Here is a 20,994-nt window from a genome sequence, read left to right as displayed (position 1 = left end):
TTCCAGACGGTGGCGCGGGCGCTCGATTCCGAACAGTCGGGGCTTTCCTTCAGCCAGCACCATACCGGCCGGCCTTTGTTGACGCCGGACGAGGTCCGCAACATGGCCGAGCAAAACCAATTGCTGTTTCTGGCAGCACGGCGTCCGATCGTCGCGCGCAAGCTGCGGTATTACGCCGATGCGGAGTTCAGGGGACGATATGATGCAATCTGAACCGCGACGCCTTCGACCGATCTGGCGCGAAGGCCCAGGCAGCATGCTCGGCACAGCATCCCAACGCGACCGCCGGATCTTCAACCAGCTGGCGGGCGGTCTTCCGGTTGTATATCCTTGACGGATCAAACCGAGGATGATGATTGACGGGCATGTCAGGCACTGGTTTGCGAGCGGTGCTTTTCTTAAAAGGATACGGCACGACGAATGGATACGAGCGGTGGCGTGACTGACAACGAAGCCTTGAACCATCTTCCTGAGCGCAAGCGGCGCGAGCTTTCGCGCGCCTTGAAAATCATCTTCGACGAATTCGATGTCGCTCAGCAGTCAAAGCTTTCGGAAAAACAGAAGGCGGGGCGGATCCTGAAGGTCATTTTGTTTGGTTCCTATAGCCGCGGCGGCTGGGTAGAGGACCACAAGAGCGGCTACCGTTCCGACTACGATATCCTTGTTGTCGTCAACATGCATAGCGTCGCGGAAGAAAACGAGCTCTGGCATGACGTGTCCGATCATTTCTTACGCGAGCTATTGGTGACAAAGACGATCGAGACGCCGGTCAATGTCATCGTTCACACGCTGCAGGACGTGAATGATCAGCTGGCACGCGGACGACCGTTCTTCATCGACATCATCCGTGACGGCATCATGCTCTATGAGAAGGAAGGGCACCCGTTTGTGGCGCCGAAGCCGGTCGGTGAAGAGGAGGCCTTTGAGGAAGCAAAAGGTTATTTCGATGGATGGTATCCGGACGCGATCGAATTCTATCTCGGCGCCGAATTCTATCGAGAAAGGAACAATTTTAAACTTGCCGCCTTCAATCTCCATCAGGCGACTGAACGCCTCTATCACTGCCTCCTTCTCGTGCTCACTCTCTACAGCCCAAAGTCACACCGGCTGAAGTTTCTCCGATCTTCGGCAGAAAGACTTGAGCCGCGGCTGATCGAGGCATGGCCAAGGGACACAAAATTTGCCCGCCGCTGCTTTGAGCGGCTCGATCGTGCCTATGTCGACGCTCGATATTCCCGCCACTACCAAATTACCGAGGAAGAACTCCGCTGGCTGATCGAACGGATCCATGTGCTCCAGGGACTCGTCGAGAAGATCTGCAGGGAAAAGCTGGAGGGATAGGCATCAAAGCCACTCCGCATATTGACCGGTTTGGAAGCTTCGTGACCGACGGCAAACATTGTGGAAATAGATCTCGCACTAAACCGGTGGCAGTGTAGACCCCGAAAATGCGAGCGACGAACCTTCACCGACAGGTTGTCCGAGATTGCTTCTCCCTACATGCGACGAACTGAATGGATGGCTGAGATTGTCGGCTTGATTGGCCACAGGATGGGTGGTCGCCCGAGTGAAAACTCGACGTCCTCGGAAGGGCGGGCCATCCCATAACCAACAGACAGTAGTAGTAGCCCGCGGAACCAGCGAGGCCCGCAAGCGCGAAACTCAGACAGCGAAGAAAGTGCATAGCGGCAATCTAGGTGAGATTCGTCTCATCCTGATTGCCGCGCTATAGAAGAAAGCCCAATTTGCCATCAAAAGGTACATTGCGGCGGTTCAACCGGTAGGTGAGGCCTCGCCACCTGTCAAAGTGCCGTGATGACTGCCCTGCGGCTTAGCCAGGACGCGGAAGAGCTTCGCGACTGCGCCTGCCCGGGCCTGCAGGCCGAGGATCAATCTCCGTCCGGCTTTTGAGATCGCCCATCGCGCCCTGGAAAGTTCATCTTGCCTACAAGATTTGTATAGAAGCGCGGACCGACGAGGCGTACCTGCTTTCCAACGACGTCTATGATGTAACGATGTTTGTCGGTAGCTGAAGCAGTGGGCTGCCTCGGCCAACTGTCCTCAGATCCGGCCTGTGCTGGAGATGTGACGTTCGACAGGACAGCGAGCGCAAGCATGGTCAGAAGTATGCCGAACCTGCAATTCATAGCTCCCTCCGTTGGGCTCAGGGTTTGGGTGAGCCCCCGATCCGATCGATACTGTGCACAGAGGGAACTTTTTCTGCTGGCTTGGGTGAGTCAACACGAGGCAGGTCGATTTGGACCCGAACCGTCATCTTTTGCGGGCGCCTTCCCTCCCGATGCATCAGAAAGACGATCGTACAGTTCTGTCGGCCATCCTCCACAGACAGCAGTTGACCTGGCGTCTCCATCAAGACTGCTTTGGCGGCGGCGGAACAATTCAGCCGGTCATCAGCGTGGGCTGGCGATAAAACGAGCCCTGCGAGACAAGCAGGTGTAAACCACCGCACATTTGCTGGCCTGCGAGTTGACCTCACGTGGAAGAGCTCCCCGCTAATGGATCCTGGTAATTTTCTGAAATTCATCCGGTTCGAAGAGGGCGTTGCAAATTTCCTCGATCATCAGGCGCGTGGCATTTGCAACAGGAGCCGAAAGCGCCTCTCCTCGCCGAGCAGCATTTGCCAACCGAAGTATCCCTTCAAGCTCGATCGGATTTTCGATCAGCCCGTCTAGTTTTTCCTCGATGTCAGTTGGCAGGAAGGGGGATGTTAGATCTCCATTCTGGTCTACCAAGCCGCGTTCGCTCAGTTTGCGTTCGAGCAGCAAACCCAGTTTCATCACTTCTGCGATGTCGTTCATTGTTTCCCCCCCAGCGATGCCCCGGCATCGCATTTTGCAACTATGTCAGCTCTCTCCCTCAACCAACAAAGCTCGCTGCAGCCGGCGACCTAAAGCCTCCTTAAAGTTACCATTATATCACGACATGATATAAATTCCAATCACACGTCTATCACGAAACCTTCAGCGACCATCTATCTGCACCACCGCATCATCGTCTCAGCAGGATGCCCAGGGAGCGAGGTGAGAAGGTTCTTCCGTTAGAGACAGCTTAGCGATGTCTCCGACATGTTAGCGATTGATTTGAGCGGTCCGCAGGGCATCCTCAAATTTCTCGCGGGCCAAGTCCGGGCAGCCTCGTCCGTCCAGCGCAGCCAAGATGGCCTCTGATGCGCTCGCAAAGTTCATGTCTTTGTTAGGCGGCCAACCGTGAAGCATGAAATCCCACGCTGCTCGTGGTCCGAAAATCAGCAAACCATGCACATCCACCGGCCGATCCCATATAACGTTTTTCATGTTTCCCCCCAAAAGTTTCCGCCGAGATGAGATGATGTGCGCCGCGGCAGATACTTGCTCCAAGCAACCGTTCAGCGGCAAATGCTCGTTACCGGCGGTAGGTCCGGGAAAGAGCGCAAAGGGTCACGGCAAGCGATCTCGAAACCGTCAAAGTTCATTGGCAGGGGCCGCATGCTTGCCGCGAAGAAAGCGGATCTCGTCCCATATGATCGAGCCACTGCGGTCGACCTCCGCGCTCCAGACACGATTGCCGAAGCGACATTGAATTCGTTTTTCGTCCTCGTGTTCCGAAGCGCTTTTCTGGACGGCAATCTTAACCAATCCGAGGGCAAAGTATCGGTCGAACTCTTCATGGGACAATCCGAATTGAGACGAAATTTTGCCCGGATCACAAGGCAGATTATTGAGCGATGACACCAAAGTAATACCCCTTCAAATGTCGCGCGACGTGTAGCCGCCCCTTTTTGCCGCAGGGATAAGAAATAGGGCCCGCAAGAATGACAGGTCTAATGTCTGCGAATTCCACCTGAGGCCGTCCATGCCCAGGCTCTTCCCTCCCGCGGACAATCACAAGATATATCACAATGTGATATAATTAAAGGACTTTTTGAATGTCTGTCACCGATGGATTTGAGACCGAGGTCGATCTGCCGCTGGGAATATATGAGGGACTCGCAGGCTTCCGTCTTGCTATGCGGCGGTTTCTCGCTTTCAGTGAAGCGGCGCTCGCAGACGCCCAAGTCACTTCCCAACAATATCAAGCTATGCTGGTGGTCAAAACCGGGCCGGCCGGCCGGATAAGAATCAGGGAACTCGCCGAGCAAATGTTGATGCCGCATAATGGCGCGGTGCAACTGGTCGATCGCCTTTCAGCAGCGGGGTTCGTGGAACGTACCCCCTCGGAACGTGACAAGAGAAGCGTTCTCGTTTCACTGACGGTGAAGGGGGAGCAGGTATTGCAGAAGCTGGCTCGCATTCATGTGGGAGGTATGCTTGCGAATGAGCCTCTTTTAGCCGACTCCCTGGCTCGGCTCCGGAATCTGGCGTTACTGACGTGACTCCAGCGAACATTTCTGCAACCGGATCGGTGGCAGTCCCCGGGACGAAAATACTGCGAAAGCCGGCCACGCCTCCAGACCGACTGGCAGCACTATCGTGTCGAAACCCATACTGTATAGTCCACTCGTGGGATGGGACCGGTAACCTGTCTGGGGTGCCCGAAACCATAATGCACATGGGCATGACGTACTCGCCATGGAGGAGAACGGGCGATTGTGGATAGATCGGCCTCCAAGCTCAGGCAGGTCGTGCGGCCGATACCATAAACACAGATACGCTGCGCCGTCTCGGCATCGACGAGTTCGAGCGTGCTATCGTCGGCATCGGAACCGATAATGAAGCGAGCCTGATGACGGTTTTTGCTTGAGTGACCTGTGGGTGTCCGGCATTTGGGCGAAAGTGGTGTGCCAAGACACGGTAGGCTCCTGACTGTCAATCGGCCAGTCCATGGTCCATGCGTTTGCCAAAGAAGAAGATGCCGTCAGATTGGGGTCTTCCTGACTTTTGTGTGGAGCTCAGCCATTTTTATGGGTATCATCCGCGCTCTCAGAAGCTCCGATCCAGCTCTGCCGTACATTGCGCGCTTAATCGTCTTCAAACGGTTGATCTGACCTTCCGCCTGACCGTTGCTCCAGGGCAGATCGATGGCGTTCGCGCTCAGGTAACCTCGCCTCCGTCCAAACATTATTCGTTCAGACGATCAACCAAACGCTTCATGAGATCCATTCGTTCATGAAGAATCGCCACGATGAGGGCGCGCATTCTCTCGAGGCAGACAAAAGACATAGTGGTGTCGGCATCGCGCCATTCGTAACGCGGGATAAAGCGCGCGCTCATATCCTTGAACGGACCTTTGCCCTCGGCAAGGTTTGCGATACCTCGCTCCAAACCCGAAACGTAGCGGCGTACCTGGGCAGCACCCCATTGCGCACGTGTGTAGCGGATGACCGAACGTAGATCCGATTCCGCCTCCGCGGTAAGAATGTAGGCCGTCAAGCACGACCTTCGGCAATCTCCTCTTCGAGGATCTCACCTACGGTTTTGGTCGACAGTCTTCCGACGAGCCCCTCATTGACGCGCGTGTTCATCAACGTCTTCAACTCCTCCCAGGCTCGTTCTCCATCTGTGTCACCGGGAAAGAGGCGCTCAAGTGCATACTGCTTGATCGTCTTGCCCTGCAAAGCGGCCAGCGCCTTTAGGCTTTGATGTTGTTGGTCCGTTATATCGATCGTCAATCGGCTCATCTAACGTCCTCCTCAACTGAGAAAACCCACATTAACACATATGTGGGTATATGGCCACCGCCGATACCTCTGATCTTATATCGCTTGGAGGGATCTGCTCTTTCGAAGAAGACGCCGATCCGCCCTATCTACCTCTGCTCGAGCACAACCCAGAGCGGTCGCTAGACGTGTGCGTGCAGTTGAAGCGAATTGAACGTGCACCCGTAATGTTGTTTTCCTCACTGATCGCCACTTCAATGACTTAGCGAAATCGGGATCTCTCGAAGCATGCTCGACAAGACAGCAAAATACACATTCGCTTGAGATTCTGGTGCTCTGCGACTTACCTCACCGCGTCGCCTCACCGAATGTGAGGTGGAAGCCGCAGTGCATACTAACTGCAGATAATGATCTTCGTGTTTCGTGTTTGAGACCAAGACAATCGGTGCAGCACTGGTCTGCGACAATGCTCCTCCGAGACGCCAGCAAAACTGAGACAGTGTGTTATGCTTACGAGGTAGGCCCGCCACGCTCGCGCTTTGGGGTTTGCGCCGTCACACGGCGTCGGCAACCGCCTAGAAGCCCACTTAGCCTTTGACGTCGGATCGAGGTTAAGGACGCTACGTTTATGGTCGGTTCATGATGGGAAGAGCGAGGTTCACGTTCATCGTCCTGATTTCCTACGCCATTCGGCAAATAGCGACAGGTTGTCCTCCTCGGTCGCAGGGTAGAGCCCGATAATCGTGTGGCCCGCCTTCACCCGCTCGACGACGAAATCCTCGTAAGCGGTCATCTCCACTGCCTCGTCGGCGATCTCGTCGGCAATTTCCGCCGGAATGACGATGACGCTGTCGTCGTCGCCGACCATGATGTCGCCCGGAAAGACGGCAACGTCTCCGCAGCCGATCGGCACGTTAATGTCGATCGCCTCATGCAGTGTCAGGTTCGTCGGGCTCGAAGGGCGGTGGTGGTAAGCCGGCATATCCAGTTCGCCGATCGTCATCGCATCACGAAAGCCGCCGTCGGTGACCACCCCTGCCCCGTCGCGCACCATCAGCCGGGTGATGAGGATATCGCCGGCTGATGCCGCCCGCGCGTCCTTGCGGCTGTCAATGACGAGTACAGAACCTTCCGGGCAGGTTTCGATCGCATGGCGCTGCGGGTGTTTGGGATCACGGAACACCGTCATCGGATTGCGATCCTCGCGTGCCGGTATGTAGCGCAGTGTGAATGCCGGACCGACCATGTTTCGGCCCTTCGGTCGAACCGGTCGCACATCCTGGATCGTCTGGTTCTTCAGGCCGCGCTTGTAGAGTGCCGAGCACAGCGTCGCGACGGATACGCCCATCAGTTTTTCACGGGTTGCGGGGTTCATTGTCTCTCCTTGGCGCTTGCTCAGGTGGTGAGCGGTTCCGGCGCCTCACAGAAGCAATCGCACATCTGCGGCACACCATAGCTTGACTCTCCAAAACACAACAGATATGTCAAGTCGAATTCTGATATCTCAGTTTGGCAATTGATATGTCTAGCTCACTTGAATTTCCATCGCTGCCTTTGTCTGACCTCGTGATACCGCAGGATCTGCCGGTGGGCGGGAACATGACAAACCGAATCCATGCTCTGCTTCGCAAACTGATTGTCGAGGTAAAGCTGCTTCCGGGGCGCGCACTGTCGGAAAAGGAAATCGCCGCACTGCTGCATGTCAGCAAGACACCGGTGCGCGAAGCGATCATCCGCCTTGCAGAAGAAGGTTTCGTCACGGTCGTACCGCAGGGCGGCACCTATATTTCGCCGATCGACGTGCAGCGCTACATGGAAGCTTGCTTCATCCGCTTCAAGCTTGAAGAAGGCGCCGCCATCGAAGCGACCAAACGGCATTCGCTGGAAGATATTGCGCGTTTGAAAACCTGCCTTTCCCAGCAGCGCACAGCTGCGCAGGACGAGGAATTCACCGACTTCTTCCTGCTTGACGAAGAATTTCACCGAACGATCTTTGCTGCAGCCCGCCTGCCCGGCGCCTGGAGCGTCGTCAATCAGGCCAAAGGCGAAATGGACCGGATGCGCCACCTGAAGCGCGTTTTTGCGGTCCGCCGCACCGAAAAGGTGATCGAAGAACACGCAGCGATCGTCAACGCGATCGAGTCCGGAAATGTGGAGGCCGCTCGCGAAGCCATCCAGCGGCATCTTGGCTCGCTTGAATCCAAGATCGCAGAACTCTCTAAGAACCCGAAAATCTGGACCTTCATCGAACAGGTCAACACGCGCGTCACGAGGAAGCGTGTGTCACGAGGAGCCAAGGCCCCCGCCTGACGGAACATTCAAGGCTTTGAGGAGGGGCCTTTCATGTCTGCAGTTCAAATCAACGACGTCGTCAAGCGCTACGGCGCTCTCGAAGTTGTCCATGGCATCAATCTTTCCATTCAGCCGCAGGAATTCGTGGTTCTCGTCGGACCTTCGGGATGCGGAAAATCCACCACACTGCGCATGCTTGCCGGGCTGGAAGATATCTCCGACGGCACCGTCTCCATCGATGGCCGGGTGGTCAACAAGATCGCCCCGAAAGACCGCGACGTTGCGATGGTCTTTCAGAATTATGCCCTCTACCCGCACCTCAACGTGGCGGAAAACATTGCCTTCGGCCTGCGGGTCAGAGGCGAAAAACGGGATGTGATCGACAAGGCCGTCGCGGAAGCGGCCCAGATCCTCAGCCTGACCGAATACCTGGCGCGCAAGCCTGCAGACCTTTCCGGCGGCCAGCGTCAGCGCGTGGCGATGGGGCGCGCCATCGTCCGCCGGCCCAAGATTTTCCTCTTCGATGAGCCCCTCTCAAACCTCGATGCCAAGCTTCGCACCCATATGCGCGCCGAGATCAAATTGCTCCACAAACGAATGCAGGCGACCAGCGTCTACGTCACGCACGACCAGGTGGAGGCGATGACGCTTGCCGACCGCATTGTCATCATGAATGGCGGCGATATCGAGCAAGTCGGCTCGCCGATGGAAGTGTTTCTCGAGCCGGCAAACACATTCGTCGCCAGCTTCATAGGCTCGCCACCGATGAACCTTCTCGACGCGGTGATCGAAAAGCGGGATGGCCGTGTCAGCGCGATACTGTCAGGCAATGCCGGACAGCGCCTCACCATTCCCGAAGCCTTCGCGAAGGGCGCCACAGAGGGGCAGACGATCAAGCTTGGCCTGCGCCCCGAAATCATGTCGGTTAAAACCGGCGATGGTCGGGAAGTTCTGAATTGCAGCATCGATCTCGTGGAGCCCCTCGGCGCCGAAGCTCTGCTTCATGGCAATGCCGAAGGTCAATCCTTCATTGCCAAGGCAGAAACACTCTATGCTGATCATGCCCTTAACGGCGTGACCCAACTCGGCATCGACACGACGCGCATCCAGATCTTCGACGCGACAACCGGTCGGTCACTCAAAGCCGCAGGCGGGTCGCGCTCATGAAACAGACCTATCAGGAACGCCTGCATAATCTGTGGGGAGACGTGCGCCGTGACTGGCAGCTCTATCTCCTGCTTGCGCCGATGGCCATCTGGTTTGCACTCTTTCTCTACAAGCCGATGTACGGTCTGGTCATCGCTTTCCAGGACTTTTCGATTTTCCGCGGCATCGAGAAAAGCCCATGGGTCGGTTTTGCGAACTTCGTGGAGCTATTCCAAAACGACATGTTTGTCCGTGCCTTCTGGAACACAATAGCCATCAGCGGCCTCGGACTGATCTTCGCGTTTCCCGTGCCGATCATTCTGGCGCTGATGTTCAACGAGGTTCAGAACGAGGTTGGTCGTCGCTGGGCGCAGACGATAGTGTACCTGCCGCACTTCATTTCGGTGGTCATCGTTGCGGGCATTGTCATCAACTTCCTTTCGCCTTCCATCGGCATCGTCAATCTGTTCCTGAAGGGGATAGGTCTGGAGCCGATCTATTTTCTCACCCAGCCGGAATGGTTCCGACCTGTCTTCATCGGTTCGTCGGTCTGGAAAGAGTCGGGTTTCGAGTCGATCGTCTATCTGGCCGCGATCGCCGGTGTCAGCCCGACCCTTTACGAATCCGCCCGTGTCGACGGCGCCTCGCGCTGGCAGATGATGTGGCGCATTACCCTGCCCTGCATCCTGCCGACGATCGTGATCATGCTGATCATCCGTATCGGCAATCTGGTCGAGGTCGGGTTCGAATACATCATCCTTCTCTATCGCCCATCCACCTATGAGTCGGCCGACGTCGTCTCGACATTCATCTACCGCACCGGCCTGCAGGGGACCCAGTACGACCTAGCAACAGCTGCCGGCCTGTTCAATGCGGTCATCGCTTTCGTCCTTGTCTATTCGGCAAATCGTATCAGCCGGAAAGTCTCGTCGACGTCGCTTTGGTGAGGAGCTGAAGATGAAGAGTTTCAATCTCTATTCCCGCGGCGACAAGATCTTTGGCTGGGCCAACGCCATTCTTTTGAGCCTGTTCGTCCTGTCTACGCTTTATCCCTTCATCTACGTCGTCGCTGTCTCGATTTCCTCAGGCGCGGCCGTGACTGCCGGGCGCGTAACGCTCTGGCCGGTCGACGTCACTCTGGCTGCCTACGAGCACGTCCTGTCCGACAGGATGTTCTGGATCGCCTACGGCAACACCTTCATCTACACGTTCGGCGGCACCTTCATGAGCCTGCTGATCATGATCCCGGGAGCCTATGCGCTGTCACGCAAACGTCTGCGCGGTCGGACGTTTTTCAATATCGCGATCGCCTTCACGCTCTGGTTCCATGCCGGCATGATCCCGTTCTTCCTCAACATGCGGGATCTCGGCCTGCTCGACAGCCGTTTCGGCATCATCATCGGCTTCGCGGCAAGCGCCTTCAACGTCATCCTGTTGCGCAACTTCTTTGAAGCGGTGCCGAAATCCTTTGAGGAAGCCGCCAAGATGGACGGGGCCAGCGAGCTGCAGTTGCTCTGGAAGGTCTTCATTCCACTTTCCAAACCGGCCATCGTCACCGTGGCGCTGTTCTGCATCGTCTCGCGCTGGAACGGTTATTTCTGGGCAATGGTTTTGCTGCGTGGCGAAGAAAAGATCCCGCTGCAGGTCTACCTGAAGCGGGTGATCGTCGATCTCAATTCGAACGACGAATTCGCCTCGAGCCTGCTGACGGCACACTATTCGTTCGAGACGGTGACCTCCGCGATCATGATCGCGTCGATCATCCCCGTCCTCATCATTTACCCCTACGCGCAGAAGTATTTCACTAAGGGAATTCTGCTGGGCGGAGTGAAAGAGTAGCTGCACAAGGGAGGAGAACCTGTGACAAAACTACGAAAAGGCGCGCCCCTTCTGGCGTTCATGACAGCCATGACAATGGCCTTGCCCGCCTCCGCTCAGGATGCCGGCAAGATATCCGAAGACCCTCTGGAACTGACGATCCATTTCCACTTCCGCGACAAATACGTTTATTCGGAAAAGTGGCCCGTGGAGCAGAAGGCCGCAGAGATCACCAATATCCACGTCCGCAACGTCGCATCGCTGGCGACGACCAGCAGCCGCGATGCCTTCAACCTGCTGATCGCATCAGGCGATCTTCCGGACATTGTCGGCGGCGATGCGAACGGCGGATTGAAGGAGGACTTTATCCGCTACGGGCTGGAAGGTGCGTTCATTCCGCTCGACGACCTGATCGAGGAAAATGCCCCGAACCTCAAGGCGTTCTTCGACAGTCACAAGGACATCCGCAACGCGATTTCCGGACCGGACGGCAAGCTCTACTTCATACCCTATGTGCCGGATGGCAAATACTCTCGCGGCTGGTTCATCCGCCAGGACTGGCTCAACAAACTTGGACTGAAACAGCCGGAAACGCCTGAAGAGGTCTACGAGGTTCTCAAGGCTTTCCGCGACAAGGATCCCAATGGAAACGGCAAGAAGGACGAGGTTCCGTATTTTGCTCGCGAGGAAATCGATGCCGTCCGCCTTATCAATCTGTGGGACGCGCGCGTTTCCGGGTCGGAGCGCTATGGCGACTTCGCCGTCTATGACGGACAGCTCCGTCACCCTTGGGCCGAGGAGAACTACAAGACCGGCATTTCGAATGTGGCCAAGTGGTACAAGGAAGGCCTGATCGACAAGGAGATCTTCACCCGCGGCGCCCGCTCGCGCGAATATCTTCTGGGTAACAATCTCGGCGGCATGACCCATGACTGGTTTGCCAGCACCTCGACCTATAACGACGCCTTGTCGCCAAAGATCGAAGGTTTTGCGCTGAAGCCTATGCTGCCGCCCAAGACGGCTTCCGGCCAGCGGTTCGAGGATTCCCGCCGACTGCGCGTCCAGCCTGTCGGATGGGCGATCTCTGCCACAAACGAACATCCCGTCGAAACGATCAAGTATTTCGATTTCTGGTTCTCCCAGCAGGGGCGCCTGCTGTCGAATTTTGGTGTCGAGGGAAAGACCTACGACATGGTCGACGGCAAGCCGCAGTTCAAAAAGGAAGTGCTGGATAACAAGGATCCGGTCAACGCCCAGCTCTGGGCGGTGGGCGCACAGGTCCCGCGCGGATACTGGATGGACTATGAGTACGAGCGCCAATGGACCAACAGGATCGCGCTTGAAGGCATCGACCTCTACGACAGGTGCAATTGCCTCAAGGACGAATTCATGGGCGTCTCGTTGAACGCCGATGAGAAGGCGACCTTCGACCGCTACTGGCCGGGCCTTCTCACCTACATGACCGAGATGCAGCAGACATGGGTGCTCGGAGCCCAAGACGTCAATACCGGTTGGGATGCTTACAAGAAGCGACTGACGGCTCTCGGTTATGACGAGGTCATCAAGAGCATGCAGTCCGGCTACGACCGCCAATACAAGGCGGCCCAATAATCCTTCGATCGTGATGGCGGCCCTGTCGCCGCCATCCTTTTTCCTTTTGATTTTTATAGGAGTTAGAGCGCAATGCGCCCCTCTGCCTCGGCCATCGCCAGACAAGCTCATCTCGATGAACCCCGACCGGGTTCCTTGACCATTGGCTACGTGCCGAGCGAGCAAACCCCGCCCACCGAAAACCCGCCGCGTTTTTCCTGGCTTCCCGATATCGACGACGGTGCGCGCTATGTGCTGCGCATCTCGACCGACCCCGAATTTGCCGATGCCAAGACGCGCATGTTCGAAGACCTCGCCTGGAATTTCTTCACCCCGGACGAAGTGCTGCCGGAAGGCAATTATCATTGGTGTTATGCGCTCTGGGACCAGACCGCCGCAAAACCCCTGTCGAACTGGAGTGCGGTGCGCAGTTTCGAGATCACCGCCGCGCTTCCAAAAACGCCCTTGCCTGGCAGAGCAGCCCGCCACGCTGCGGCCCATACGAGCCATCCCAGGCTCTGGCTCAACCCCGAGCAACTGAAATCGTTTTCGCAAGCCGTAGACGCAGACCCGAACCATTGCGGATGGTCCGAATTCTTCGAGAAATCCGTAAAACCCTGGCTCGACCGGCCCCTCATGCCGGAACCGCAGCCATATCCCAACAACGTCCGCGTCGCGACGCTCTGGCGGCAGATGTATATCGATTGCCAGGAGGTGATCTACGCCATCCGCCATCTGGCGATTGCCGGCCGCGTTCTGAGACGAGAAGATCTCCTTGATGCGTCGCGCGATTGGCTGCTCTCGGTTGCCGCATGGGATCCGAATGGTGCCACCTCCCGCGCCTATAACGACGAGGCCGGTTTCCGCGTCGTCGTCGCGCTGGCATGGGGATACGACTGGCTCTACGACCATCTGAGCGAGAAAGAACGGGAGACCGTTCGCACCGTCCTGCTGCGCCGTACCCGCGAAGTCGCAGACCATGTGATTGCCCACGCGCGCATTCACGTGTTCCCTTATGACAGTCATGCGGTGCGTTCGCTTTCTGCAGTGCTCACACCGGCCTGTATTTCGCTTCTGGGTGAAAGCGATGATGCCGGCGAATGGCTCGACTATACGGTCGAATTCCTCGCAACACTCTATTCCCCCTGGGCGGGCACCGACGGCGGCTGGGCGGAAGGTCCGCATTACTGGATGACCGGCATGGCCTATCTCATCGAGGCCGCCAACCTGATCCGCTCCTATATCGGTTATGACCTCTACCAGCGGCCTTTCTTCCAGAACACGGGCCGGTTCCCGCTCTACACCAAGGCGCCCGGCACGAGGCGTGCCAATTTCGGCGACGACTCCACCATGGGCGACCTGCCCGGACTGAAGGTGGGCTACAATGTCCGTCAGTTCGCGGGCGTCACCGGCAACGGTCACTATCAATGGTATTTCGATCGCATCAAGCAGGATGCGGCCGGCACGGAAATGGCCTTCTACAATTACGGCTGGTGGGATCTGAATTTCGACGATCTTGTTTATCGCCATGATTACCGGCAGGTGGAAGCTGTTTCACCGACTGATCTGCCCTCGCTCGCCGCCTTCGACGATATCGGTTGGGTCACGATTCAGAAACATATGGAAGACCCTGACCGGCATCTACAGTTCGTCTTCAAATCCAGCCCATACGGCTCGCTCAGCCATAGCCATGGAGATCAGAACGCCTTCGTCCTTTATGCCTATGGTGAGGATCTGGCGATCCAAACCGGTTATTACGTCGCATTCAATTCGCAAATGCACATCAACTGGCGCAGGCAGACACGTTCCAAAAACGCGGTCCTGATCGGCGGAAAAGGGCAATATGCGGAGAAGGACAAGACACTCGCGCGCCGCGCCGCCGGTCGCATCGTATCTGTCGATGAAAAGCCCGGTCATATCCGCATTCTCGGTGACGCGACGGCCGCCTATCAAGTGGCAAACCCGCTGGTGCGCAAGGCGGAACGGGAAATCCATTTCGTCAAAGACAGCTATTTCGTCATTGTCGATGAGGTCGAATGCGCCGAACCGCAGGAGTTACAATGGCTCTGCCACACGACAGGTGTACCGCAGACCGGCCGTTCTAGCTTTCGCTACAATGGCAAGAAGGCAGGCTTTTACGCCCAATTCGTCTTCTCCTCTGCGGGCAATCCGCAGATCACGGCCGTTGAAGGCTTTCCGGAAATCGAGCCGAAGGAATACGAGGGTCTGGAAATCCACCACCATGTCTGCGCAACGGTTCCGGCCGCCAGCAGGCATCGTCTGGTAACCCTGCTCGTGCCCTACAGCTTGAGCGAGCCGAAGCGGATCTTCAGTTTCATCGACGATCAGGGTTTCTCAACCGACATCTATTTCAGCGATGTCGACGACGAGCGATTCAAACTCTCCCTCCCCAAACAATTCTAACCAATGCGAGGTTTTCAGATGCAGCGTTTTACCAACAAAACCATTGTCGTCGCCGGTGCGGGCCGGGATATCGGTCGGGCATGCGCCGTCCGTTTTGCCCAGGAAGATGCCAATGTGGTGCTCACCTATAACGGTGCGGCAGAAGGCGCCGCAGCAACGGTGGCGGACATCGAAAAACTCGGCCGCTCCGCTTTGGCGATCAAGGCGGACCTGACAAATGCAGCAGAAGTCGAGGCCGTGATTTCCACGGCATCCGACAAGTTCGGCGCTATCCATGGCCTCGTCCACGTGGCCGGCGGCATGATTGCACGCAAGACGATCGCGGATATGGATGAGGCCTTCTGGCATCAGGTTCTTAACGTCAATCTGACCTCGCTTTTCCTGATAACCAAGGCTGCACTTCCGAAAATGGCCAAAGGCGCGGCGATCGTAACCTTCTCATCACAGGCAGGCCGGGATGGCGGCGGTCCGGGCGCCATCGCATATGCGACATCGAAGGGAGCAGTGATGACCTTTACGCGCGGCCTTTCCAAGGAGGTCGGCCCCGATATCCGCGTCAACGCCGTTTGCCCCGGCATGATCTCGACGACCTTCCACGACACCTTCACCAAACCGGAAGTGCGCGAGCGGGTCGCTGGCGCCACCTCGCTGAAGCGAGAAGGTGTGAGCGAGGATGTCGCCGGCCTGGTAGCTTTCCTTGCATCGGATGACGCCGCCTATATCACCGGAGCCTGCTACGACATCAACGGCGGCGTCCTGTATTCCTGATATTCCGGTAGGATCATGTCCGTATCTCACCCCAGGGCGAGCCGGATTGCCGTTCTCGGCACTTCGCTCGTCCAGCAGAACCATATCGGCACCGAGACTTCGCTGACAACTTCGGCACGCGGCTGGATGAGCTGGGCCGAGGTCCTGTCGCATGGCAGGCTCTCCTGCCCTGTGTATCACGATCCATCAGTCCCGCTCGGCTGGGAGCCTAGCAATCGGCCGGGCGTCAGCCGCTTTTTCTCCGGTCTCAATTTCGGCGTATCCGGGCAGAAGGCGGTCGAGATCGAACGGCGGCTGCCGCGATTGCTGCAATCGGATTTCGACCTGATCGTCGTTGATGCCGGAACCAACGACATGATGGTGGAAACCCGCCAGACGATTGCCGAGACGCGAGCGCGAATTGCGTCGGCTTTGCTCAACGCTGGCAAGACTGTCATCCTGCTGCCAATCCTCGCCCGCGGCATCGAAAAATGGCCTGCCGGTGGCGCGGAACGGGCAAGGGCGCATTGGATCAACCGTCAAAGCATCGAATTCGCCGCCAGCCACGCCAACTGCCATCTCTTCGACTGGAATTCCGCATGGGTTGATCCGGAGAGCGAATTCGCCGAGCCCTATGCCGGCTACTCCAACGACGGGACGCATTTTTCCGTGCTGGGTGGCTTTGCTGTCGGAAAGGCGCTGGCGGACTATCTCGAAACGATCGTGCCCCGCGCGCCCACCCGCATATTAGCAAGAGACGATCGCTTCGACCCCGTGAACAACCCGCTAGGCAATCTGGCATCGGTTCTTAGGGTTCAAACTAGGACAGAAAGGGAACAGCATAACCATCGCCTCGGCGAAAAGCTTGTTCATCCTGGTGTCGGTGTCTGGGTGGAAGCGATCTGCGATATCGACGTGCCCGCACACGAAGGTGTTCTCGGCATATCACTACGGTTGAAGGACGTTGCTCCCACAGGGCAAGAAACAATCGCGCTCGGCCCGTTCCGCGCAGACGACGGCACACTTTTCCCCTTCCCTGACACTGAATGGAAGGGTGCATTGCGAACCCCTCCGCTGAAGCTTCGCCCCGGTGATACGGAACCTGAACTTTATCTCGACGTCATTCTGCGACCAGGTTCGAGGCCGCTCGAGATAGACGTGTCGCGCATCGACATCCGCCCCGTTTCAAGTCCGGTGCGCGCATGAACGCCAGCAAACCGAGATTGCTGATCGCCATGCGCAGCGAACTTCCCGAAGGTTTCTTCGGCCCGCGCGAATGGGCGCGGTTGAACGCGGTAACGGATATCATTGCAGGTTTCCCCTACACGGATTTCGATGCGGCTGAGGGTGCAAAAGCTCTGGCGGAGGCCGATATTCTGCTGGCGGCCTGGGGCACGCCGTCCCTCACAAGGGAACGTCTTGTGCGAGCGAAAAAACTCAAGATGGTCGCCTATGCGGCATCCTCCGTGCGAACCGTCACACCCACGGAATTCTGGGAAACATCCGATATTCTCGTCACCACGGCGGCATCCGCCATGGCCGTACCTGTGGCCGAGTTCACCTATGCGGCAATCATCATGTGCGGCAAAAATGTTTTCCGACTGCGCGACGAGCACCGGACAGAGCGCGGCACAGGCGGCTTCGGCAGCCGCCGCGGCATGAACCTGCACCATCTCGGCAATCATGCCCGCCGTATCGGCATTATCGGCGCCTCCCGCATCGGGCGTCTGGTTATCGACATGCTCGCACGCGGCACATTCGAGGTCGCGGTTTACGATCCCTTCCTTTCATCAGACGAAGCGACAGCCCTCGGCGCAGCGAAAATGGAGCTGCACCAACTTCTCGCATGGTCCGATGTCGTTTCGCTGCACGCACCTATCCTGCCTGAAACCCGCCACATGATCGGCGCACACGAGCTGGCGCTGATGGCGGATCAGGCAATCTTCATCAACACGGCGCGCGGCTGGCTTGTCGACCACGACGCCTTGCTGGCGGAAGCACAATCCGGCCGGCTGCGTATCCTTATCGATACTCCGGAACCGGAGCCATTGCCGACGGATAGCCTGTTCTACGATCTGCCGAACGTCGTGCTCACCCCGCATATCGCCGGTGCGCTGGGCAATGAGCTGCGAGCGCTTTCCGACGTTGCGATCACCGAAATCGAACGATTTGTCGACGGCCTTGCTCCGCTTCACCCTGTGATAAAGCAGGATCTGGAGCGTGTGGCATGAGCGCATTTGAATACTGTTTCTCTACACTCGGCTGCTCGGAAATGAGCCTGCATGAAGTCGCCAATCTGGCAGATCGACATGATATCGCTGCGGTTGAACTGCGGGCGCTATCCGGCACTGTCGACCTGACTTCGGCGCTGACCGCCGAATTTGAAAATCCGGCAGGCCTTGCAGCGTTTCTGGCCGGGCGCAATCTCGATATTGTGGCCCTGAATACATCCATCAAGCTATTCGAAAGCCCAAACCTTTCAGCCATCGAGCCGTTCATCCCTTGGGCGGAGGCCGTCGGTGCCGCTCATCTGCGTATTTTCGATGGCGGCAAGCAGCTGGCCACTGAAGAGATGAAACACGCCGCCGATCTTCTCATTAATTGGCAGACCACACGGAGTTCATCTGGGCTCAATGTCGACCTGATGATCGAGACCCACGATTCACTGGCCGATGTCGATCAGCTTGTCGCTTTCATCGAGCTTGCGCCTACTGTGCAGATATTATGGGACACACATCATACATGGGCCCGTGGAACTGATCTCGCTTCCGTCTGGGATCGTGTCGCCCGCAATACCGTCCATCTGCACGTGAAGGACAGCAAGGTCGATAGCGATGGGCGCCGACGCTACATACTGCCCGGCCATGGTGATTTTCCGATGGCAGATCTGATCTCGCTCCTTCGACAGAATGAACGACACATCCCTATCAGCCTGGAATGGGAACGCCACTGGCATCCCGAATTGCCATCGTTGGACGACGCCCTGACGGCAGCGCGCAACTGGTGGAAACAAGGAGTTTTTGATGCGCGTCGCTGAGATCCACCTAACGCCCGTAGCAATCCCCGACAAACCGCTCCTGAACTGCAAAGGCGTGCACCAGCCCTACGCCTTGCGCACAGTGATCGAGGTGATCTGCGACGACGGCACCGTTGGCCTGGGTGAAAGTTATGGAAGCATCAAGGCTCTCGATGGACTGCGCCGCGCCGCGCCAGCACTGATCGGGCTTGACCCTTTCCATCTCCATGAGCTGAAATCTCGTGTTATTGCCGCACTGCCCGGTGGCGGCGGCATCAATGCCAAATCAGCGGTGGCCGATCACAAGCTGACAGATGTGGTTACTTCGGCCTTCGAAGTTCCCTGCCTGGACATTCAAGGCAAGCTGCTCGGGCGACCGGTCGCAGACCTCCTCGGGGGTGCGGTTCGATCCGGCGTCCCGTTCAGCGCCTATCTTTTCTTCAAGTTCGCCGCACATATCGGCGAAGCTTCAGACGAGTGGGGCGAGGTGCTGACACCGGATGCCATGGTCGGCGAAGCGCGAAAGATGGTTGAAACCTATGGCTTCCGATCGCTGAAACTCAAAGGCGGCGTGCTGCATCCCGGTCTAGAAATCGAGACGATATTGAAGCTTCGCGAAGCCTTTCCAAATCATCCGCTGCGCATCGACCCCAACGGCGGCTGGACCGTCGAGACCGCGATAAACATCGCTCACAAACTCGAAAACGTTCTGGAATATCTTGAGGATCCGGTCATCGGCATGGATCAGATGGCAAAGGTTGCGGCCGCCACGCCGATCCCCCTCGCTACCAACATGATCGTGCTTGAGTTCGACCAGATCGCCGAAGCCTTCCGGACAAACGCAGTAAAGATCGTTCTCTCCGATCATCACTATTGGGGTGGGCTGCGCGCCTCTACCCATCTTGGAAAAATATGCGAAACACTGGGGCTCGGAGTCTCGATGCATTCGAACTCACATCTCGGGATCACTCTTGCGGCCATGATCCATGTCGCGGCCGCCACGCCCAACCTGAGTTTCGATTGCGATACCCACTATCCGTGGACAGGCGTCGATGTGATCGAAGGTGAACCCTTTGCTTTCCGGGCCGGCAAGCTGGATCTCCCCATAGGCCCGGGTCTTGGCGTATCGCTCGACCGCCAAAAACTCGCTGTGCTCTCGGCTCATTATGAAGAGACTGCAATGAAGGAGCGCGACGACACAGCCTACATGAAGCTATTCGACCCAGCTTATGAAAGGCGTGTACCTCGCTGGTAGAAGACGCGTGGCTCGTGTTCCAGATAGGAAATAACTAGTCTGTTGACTCGGATATTGTCGGTTTAAGCTCTTGAGGAGGTTCGAACCGGAGACCCGTGGTTTCGCGCACAGATTTGAGAAGTGATTTCAACCGTTTTCGCCGGTGAACAGATTGGCGCAATGGTGGGTCCATTCGGTATCCACCTTGAGAAATCCGACCACTTGTTTATATGATGCGTGATGATTGATGTGCGATGAGTCGGATATGAGAACGACCTTGGCAATCGATGACGATGTCCTGATCGCCGCAAAGGCGATGGCCACCCAGCAGCACCGGAGCGTCGGCGAGGTCATTTCTGAGCTGGCGAGACGTTCTCTGCGCCGACCGCCCCGCAGCGGTCAACGCAATGGCATTCCTCTCCGGTCAGCTCGGCCGGATACGCGGCCAGTGACGCTCAAAATCGTGAACGCCTTGCGTGACGAACTGCCGTGACTTTCCTGCTCGACGTCAATGTGCTGATTGCCTTAATCGATCCGGGCCATGTAGCCTATGATGATGCGCACGCATGGTTCGCGGCGATGGGTCGGTCCGCATGGCTACCTGCCCCATTACCGAAAATGGTGTCATCCGGATTGTCGGCAACCCCAAATATCCCAACTCTCCCGGTTCTCCGTCACTCGTGATGGAGATTGTCCGGAAATTGCGGTCGCCCCCCAGTCACAGTTTTTGGCCGGACGATGTGAGCCTTGTCGGGTCAGGTGATATCGCTCCTACAAAAATTCTAACACCGGGACAGGTAACTGATACCTATCTGCTTGCGCTAGCTAAGGCGCGTGGTGGCCAGCTGGCGACATTCGATCGCAAGCTGTCAGCAGCAGCGGTTACAAGGGGCAATTCTGCCTTGCACCTGATCACCACGAGTAGATCGTGAGTTCCCGTCGATAGATTGATCTCTCCGATGTCGATATCGCCGAGGATGCGAGTACACTTGCGGACGCGCTTGTCTTTGACGAACCGGGCATGGCGGGCGAGGCCCATTGGAACGAGGAAGCCAAAGCGTTGATCGGCGGCTTGATCCTGAGGATCATCGGTTACGAGGAATTGGGCCGCCGGCATCTTGGCACCTTGCG

21 protein-coding genes and 2 pseudogenes are annotated in these 20,994 nt (G+C 57.1%); 18 read left to right on the top strand and 5 right to left on the bottom strand.

What is annotated here, in order from left to right:
* Together EDE09_RS27450 and EDE09_RS27445 are read left to right on the top strand one after the other, a co-directional pair.
* Window positions 1-213 (top strand): type IV secretory system conjugative DNA transfer family protein (locus EDE09_RS27450; RefSeq protein ID WP_132413518.1); only part of this gene is annotated, 213 nt, incomplete at its 5' end.
* Window positions 214-420: 207 nt separating this feature from the next.
* A complete protein-coding gene (locus tag EDE09_RS27445; RefSeq protein WP_132413516.1) occupies window positions 421-1,341 on the top strand; it encodes a HEPN domain-containing protein in 921 nt (306 codons plus the stop codon).
* A gap of 1,172 nt (window positions 1,342-2,513) precedes the next feature.
* Here the strand turns inward: EDE09_RS27445 and EDE09_RS27435 are convergent.
* Entirely contained in the window at window positions 2,514-2,819 is a 306-nt protein-coding gene (locus tag EDE09_RS27435) for a hypothetical protein (RefSeq protein ID WP_132413514.1), read from the bottom strand.
* Between the two features lie 270 nt (window positions 2,820-3,089).
* Window positions 3,090-3,314, bottom strand: a complete 225-nt coding sequence (locus EDE09_RS27430; protein ID WP_105370770.1) for a DUF982 domain-containing protein — start codon at window positions 3,312-3,314, stop codon at window positions 3,090-3,092.
* A gap of 171 nt (window positions 3,315-3,485) precedes the next feature.
* On the opposite strand from EDE09_RS27430, the gene EDE09_RS27425 reads away from it, so the two are divergent.
* Together EDE09_RS27425 and EDE09_RS27420 are read left to right on the top strand one after the other, a co-directional pair.
* Window positions 3,486-3,728, top strand: a complete 243-nt coding sequence (locus EDE09_RS27425) for a hypothetical protein (RefSeq protein WP_132413512.1) — start codon at window positions 3,486-3,488, stop codon at window positions 3,726-3,728.
* Between the two features lie 197 nt (window positions 3,729-3,925).
* Entirely contained in the window at window positions 3,926-4,372 is a 447-nt protein-coding gene (locus EDE09_RS27420; protein ID WP_132413510.1) for a MarR family transcriptional regulator, read from the top strand.
* Between the two features lie 685 nt (window positions 4,373-5,057).
* Here the strand turns inward: EDE09_RS27420 and EDE09_RS27410 are convergent.
* The 3 genes from EDE09_RS27410 to EDE09_RS27400 form a co-directional block, all read right to left on the bottom strand.
* Complete coding sequence (locus EDE09_RS27410; RefSeq protein WP_132413508.1) at window positions 5,058-5,369, bottom strand: type II toxin-antitoxin system RelE/ParE family toxin; 312 nt, start codon at window positions 5,367-5,369, stop codon at window positions 5,058-5,060.
* A complete protein-coding gene (locus EDE09_RS27405; RefSeq protein WP_132413506.1) occupies window positions 5,366-5,617 on the bottom strand; it encodes an antitoxin in 252 nt (83 codons plus the stop codon). The genes EDE09_RS27410 and EDE09_RS27405 overlap by 4 nt, the downstream gene beginning before the upstream one ends.
* 643 nt (window positions 5,618-6,260) lie before the next feature.
* Window positions 6,261-6,971: a ribonuclease activity regulator RraA gene (locus EDE09_RS27400; RefSeq protein ID WP_132413504.1), complete on the bottom strand. Its 711-nt coding sequence runs from the start codon at window positions 6,969-6,971 to the stop codon at window positions 6,261-6,263.
* Window positions 6,972-7,195: 224 nt separating this feature from the next.
* Between EDE09_RS27400 and EDE09_RS27395 the strand changes: the two genes are divergently transcribed.
* The 14 genes and pseudogenes from EDE09_RS27395 to EDE09_RS28785 form a co-directional block, all read left to right on the top strand.
* On the top strand, window positions 7,196-7,906 hold the full coding sequence (locus EDE09_RS27395) for a GntR family transcriptional regulator (protein ID WP_132413502.1): 711 nt from the start codon (window positions 7,196-7,198) through the stop codon (window positions 7,904-7,906).
* Between the two features lie 33 nt (window positions 7,907-7,939).
* Window positions 7,940-9,055, top strand: coding sequence for a sn-glycerol-3-phosphate ABC transporter ATP-binding protein UgpC (ugpC, locus tag EDE09_RS27390; RefSeq protein WP_132413500.1), 1,116 nt, complete (start codon window positions 7,940-7,942; stop codon window positions 9,053-9,055).
* Complete coding sequence (locus tag EDE09_RS27385) at window positions 9,052-9,981, top strand: sugar ABC transporter permease (protein ID WP_105370777.1); 930 nt, start codon at window positions 9,052-9,054, stop codon at window positions 9,979-9,981. The genes ugpC and EDE09_RS27385 overlap by 4 nt, the downstream gene beginning before the upstream one ends.
* A gap of 10 nt (window positions 9,982-9,991) precedes the next feature.
* Complete coding sequence (locus tag EDE09_RS27380; RefSeq protein ID WP_105370778.1) at window positions 9,992-10,873, top strand: carbohydrate ABC transporter permease; 882 nt, start codon at window positions 9,992-9,994, stop codon at window positions 10,871-10,873.
* A gap of 60 nt (window positions 10,874-10,933) precedes the next feature.
* A complete protein-coding gene (locus EDE09_RS27375; RefSeq protein ID WP_105370779.1) occupies window positions 10,934-12,463 on the top strand; it encodes an extracellular solute-binding protein in 1,530 nt (509 codons plus the stop codon).
* A 72-nt stretch (window positions 12,464-12,535) separates the two neighbouring features.
* Window positions 12,536-14,866 carry an alginate lyase gene (locus EDE09_RS27370; protein WP_132413498.1) on the top strand — a complete coding sequence of 777 codons (2,331 nt, stop codon included), beginning with the start codon at window positions 12,536-12,538 and terminating at the stop codon, window positions 14,864-14,866.
* Window positions 14,867-14,884: 18 nt separating this feature from the next.
* Entirely contained in the window at window positions 14,885-15,634 is a 750-nt protein-coding gene (locus EDE09_RS27365) for an SDR family oxidoreductase (RefSeq protein ID WP_132413496.1), read from the top strand.
* Window positions 15,635-15,649: 15 nt separating this feature from the next.
* A complete protein-coding gene (locus EDE09_RS27360; RefSeq protein WP_132413494.1) occupies window positions 15,650-16,819 on the top strand; it encodes an SGNH/GDSL hydrolase family protein in 1,170 nt (389 codons plus the stop codon).
* Window positions 16,816-17,844 carry a hydroxyacid dehydrogenase gene (locus EDE09_RS27355; RefSeq protein ID WP_245505256.1) on the top strand — a complete coding sequence of 343 codons (1,029 nt, stop codon included), beginning with the start codon at window positions 16,816-16,818 and terminating at the stop codon, window positions 17,842-17,844. The genes EDE09_RS27360 and EDE09_RS27355 overlap by 4 nt, the downstream gene beginning before the upstream one ends.
* Complete coding sequence (locus EDE09_RS27350; protein ID WP_112800745.1) at window positions 17,841-18,650, top strand: TIM barrel protein; 810 nt, start codon at window positions 17,841-17,843, stop codon at window positions 18,648-18,650. Before EDE09_RS27355 ends, EDE09_RS27350 begins: the two co-directional genes overlap by 4 nt.
* Complete coding sequence (locus tag EDE09_RS27345; RefSeq protein WP_132413492.1) at window positions 18,637-19,884, top strand: glucarate dehydratase family protein; 1,248 nt, start codon at window positions 18,637-18,639, stop codon at window positions 19,882-19,884. Before EDE09_RS27350 ends, EDE09_RS27345 begins: the two co-directional genes overlap by 14 nt.
* 244 nt (window positions 19,885-20,128) lie before the next feature.
* Entirely contained in the window at window positions 20,129-20,356 is a 228-nt protein-coding gene (locus tag EDE09_RS27340) for a CopG family transcriptional regulator (protein WP_132413490.1), read from the top strand.
* A pseudogene (locus EDE09_RS28790) lies at window positions 20,353-20,795 on the top strand (TA system VapC family ribonuclease toxin). The gene EDE09_RS27340 and the pseudogene EDE09_RS28790 overlap by 4 nt, the downstream one beginning before the upstream one ends.
* A gap of 29 nt (window positions 20,796-20,824) precedes the next feature.
* A pseudogene (locus tag EDE09_RS28785) lies at window positions 20,825-20,994 on the top strand (type IV secretory system conjugative DNA transfer family protein); the annotation flags it as partial.

The sequence above is a fragment of the Neorhizobium sp. S3-V5DH genome (assembly GCF_004343065.1).
GTDB classification, from domain to species: domain Bacteria; phylum Pseudomonadota; class Alphaproteobacteria; order Rhizobiales; family Rhizobiaceae; genus Neorhizobium; species Neorhizobium huautlense.
The sequence above is the reverse complement of the archived record's forward strand: the minus strand, read 5'-3'. Positions and strand labels throughout refer to the sequence as shown.

Excerpts from the sequence above, each read along its gene's own strand:
- EDE09_RS27445 (WP_132413516.1), top strand. The coding sequence starts at position 421 with ATGGATACGAGCGGTGGCGTGACTGACAACGAAGCCTTGAACCATCTT.
- EDE09_RS27435 (WP_132413514.1), bottom strand. The coding sequence starts at position 2,819 with ATGAACGACATCGCAGAAGTGATGAAACTGGGTTTGCTGCTCGAACGC.
- EDE09_RS27430 (WP_105370770.1), bottom strand. The coding sequence starts at position 3,314 with ATGAAAAACGTTATATGGGATCGGCCGGTGGATGTGCATGGTTTGCTG.
- EDE09_RS27425 (WP_132413512.1), top strand. The coding sequence starts at position 3,486 with ATGCTTGCCGCGAAGAAAGCGGATCTCGTCCCATATGATCGAGCCACT.
- EDE09_RS27420 (WP_132413510.1), top strand. The coding sequence starts at position 3,926 with ATGTCTGTCACCGATGGATTTGAGACCGAGGTCGATCTGCCGCTGGGA.
- EDE09_RS27405 (WP_132413506.1), bottom strand. The coding sequence starts at position 5,617 with ATGAGCCGATTGACGATCGATATAACGGACCAACAACATCAAAGCCTA.
- EDE09_RS27400 (WP_132413504.1), bottom strand. The coding sequence starts at position 6,971 with ATGAACCCCGCAACCCGTGAAAAACTGATGGGCGTATCCGTCGCGACG.
- EDE09_RS27395 (WP_132413502.1), top strand. The coding sequence starts at position 7,196 with ATGACAAACCGAATCCATGCTCTGCTTCGCAAACTGATTGTCGAGGTA.
- ugpC (WP_132413500.1), top strand. The coding sequence starts at position 7,940 with ATGTCTGCAGTTCAAATCAACGACGTCGTCAAGCGCTACGGCGCTCTC.
- EDE09_RS27385 (WP_105370777.1), top strand. The coding sequence starts at position 9,052 with ATGAAACAGACCTATCAGGAACGCCTGCATAATCTGTGGGGAGACGTG.
- EDE09_RS27380 (WP_105370778.1), top strand. The coding sequence starts at position 9,992 with ATGAAGAGTTTCAATCTCTATTCCCGCGGCGACAAGATCTTTGGCTGG.
- EDE09_RS27375 (WP_105370779.1), top strand. The coding sequence starts at position 10,934 with ATGACAGCCATGACAATGGCCTTGCCCGCCTCCGCTCAGGATGCCGGC.
- EDE09_RS27370 (WP_132413498.1), top strand. The coding sequence starts at position 12,536 with ATGCGCCCCTCTGCCTCGGCCATCGCCAGACAAGCTCATCTCGATGAA.
- EDE09_RS27365 (WP_132413496.1), top strand. The coding sequence starts at position 14,885 with ATGCAGCGTTTTACCAACAAAACCATTGTCGTCGCCGGTGCGGGCCGG.
- EDE09_RS27360 (WP_132413494.1), top strand. The coding sequence starts at position 15,650 with ATGTCCGTATCTCACCCCAGGGCGAGCCGGATTGCCGTTCTCGGCACT.
- EDE09_RS27355 (WP_245505256.1), top strand. The coding sequence starts at position 16,816 with ATGAACGCCAGCAAACCGAGATTGCTGATCGCCATGCGCAGCGAACTT.
- EDE09_RS27350 (WP_112800745.1), top strand. The coding sequence starts at position 17,841 with ATGAGCGCATTTGAATACTGTTTCTCTACACTCGGCTGCTCGGAAATG.
- EDE09_RS27345 (WP_132413492.1), top strand. The coding sequence starts at position 18,637 with ATGCGCGTCGCTGAGATCCACCTAACGCCCGTAGCAATCCCCGACAAA.
- EDE09_RS27340 (WP_132413490.1), top strand. The coding sequence starts at position 20,129 with ATGAGAACGACCTTGGCAATCGATGACGATGTCCTGATCGCCGCAAAG.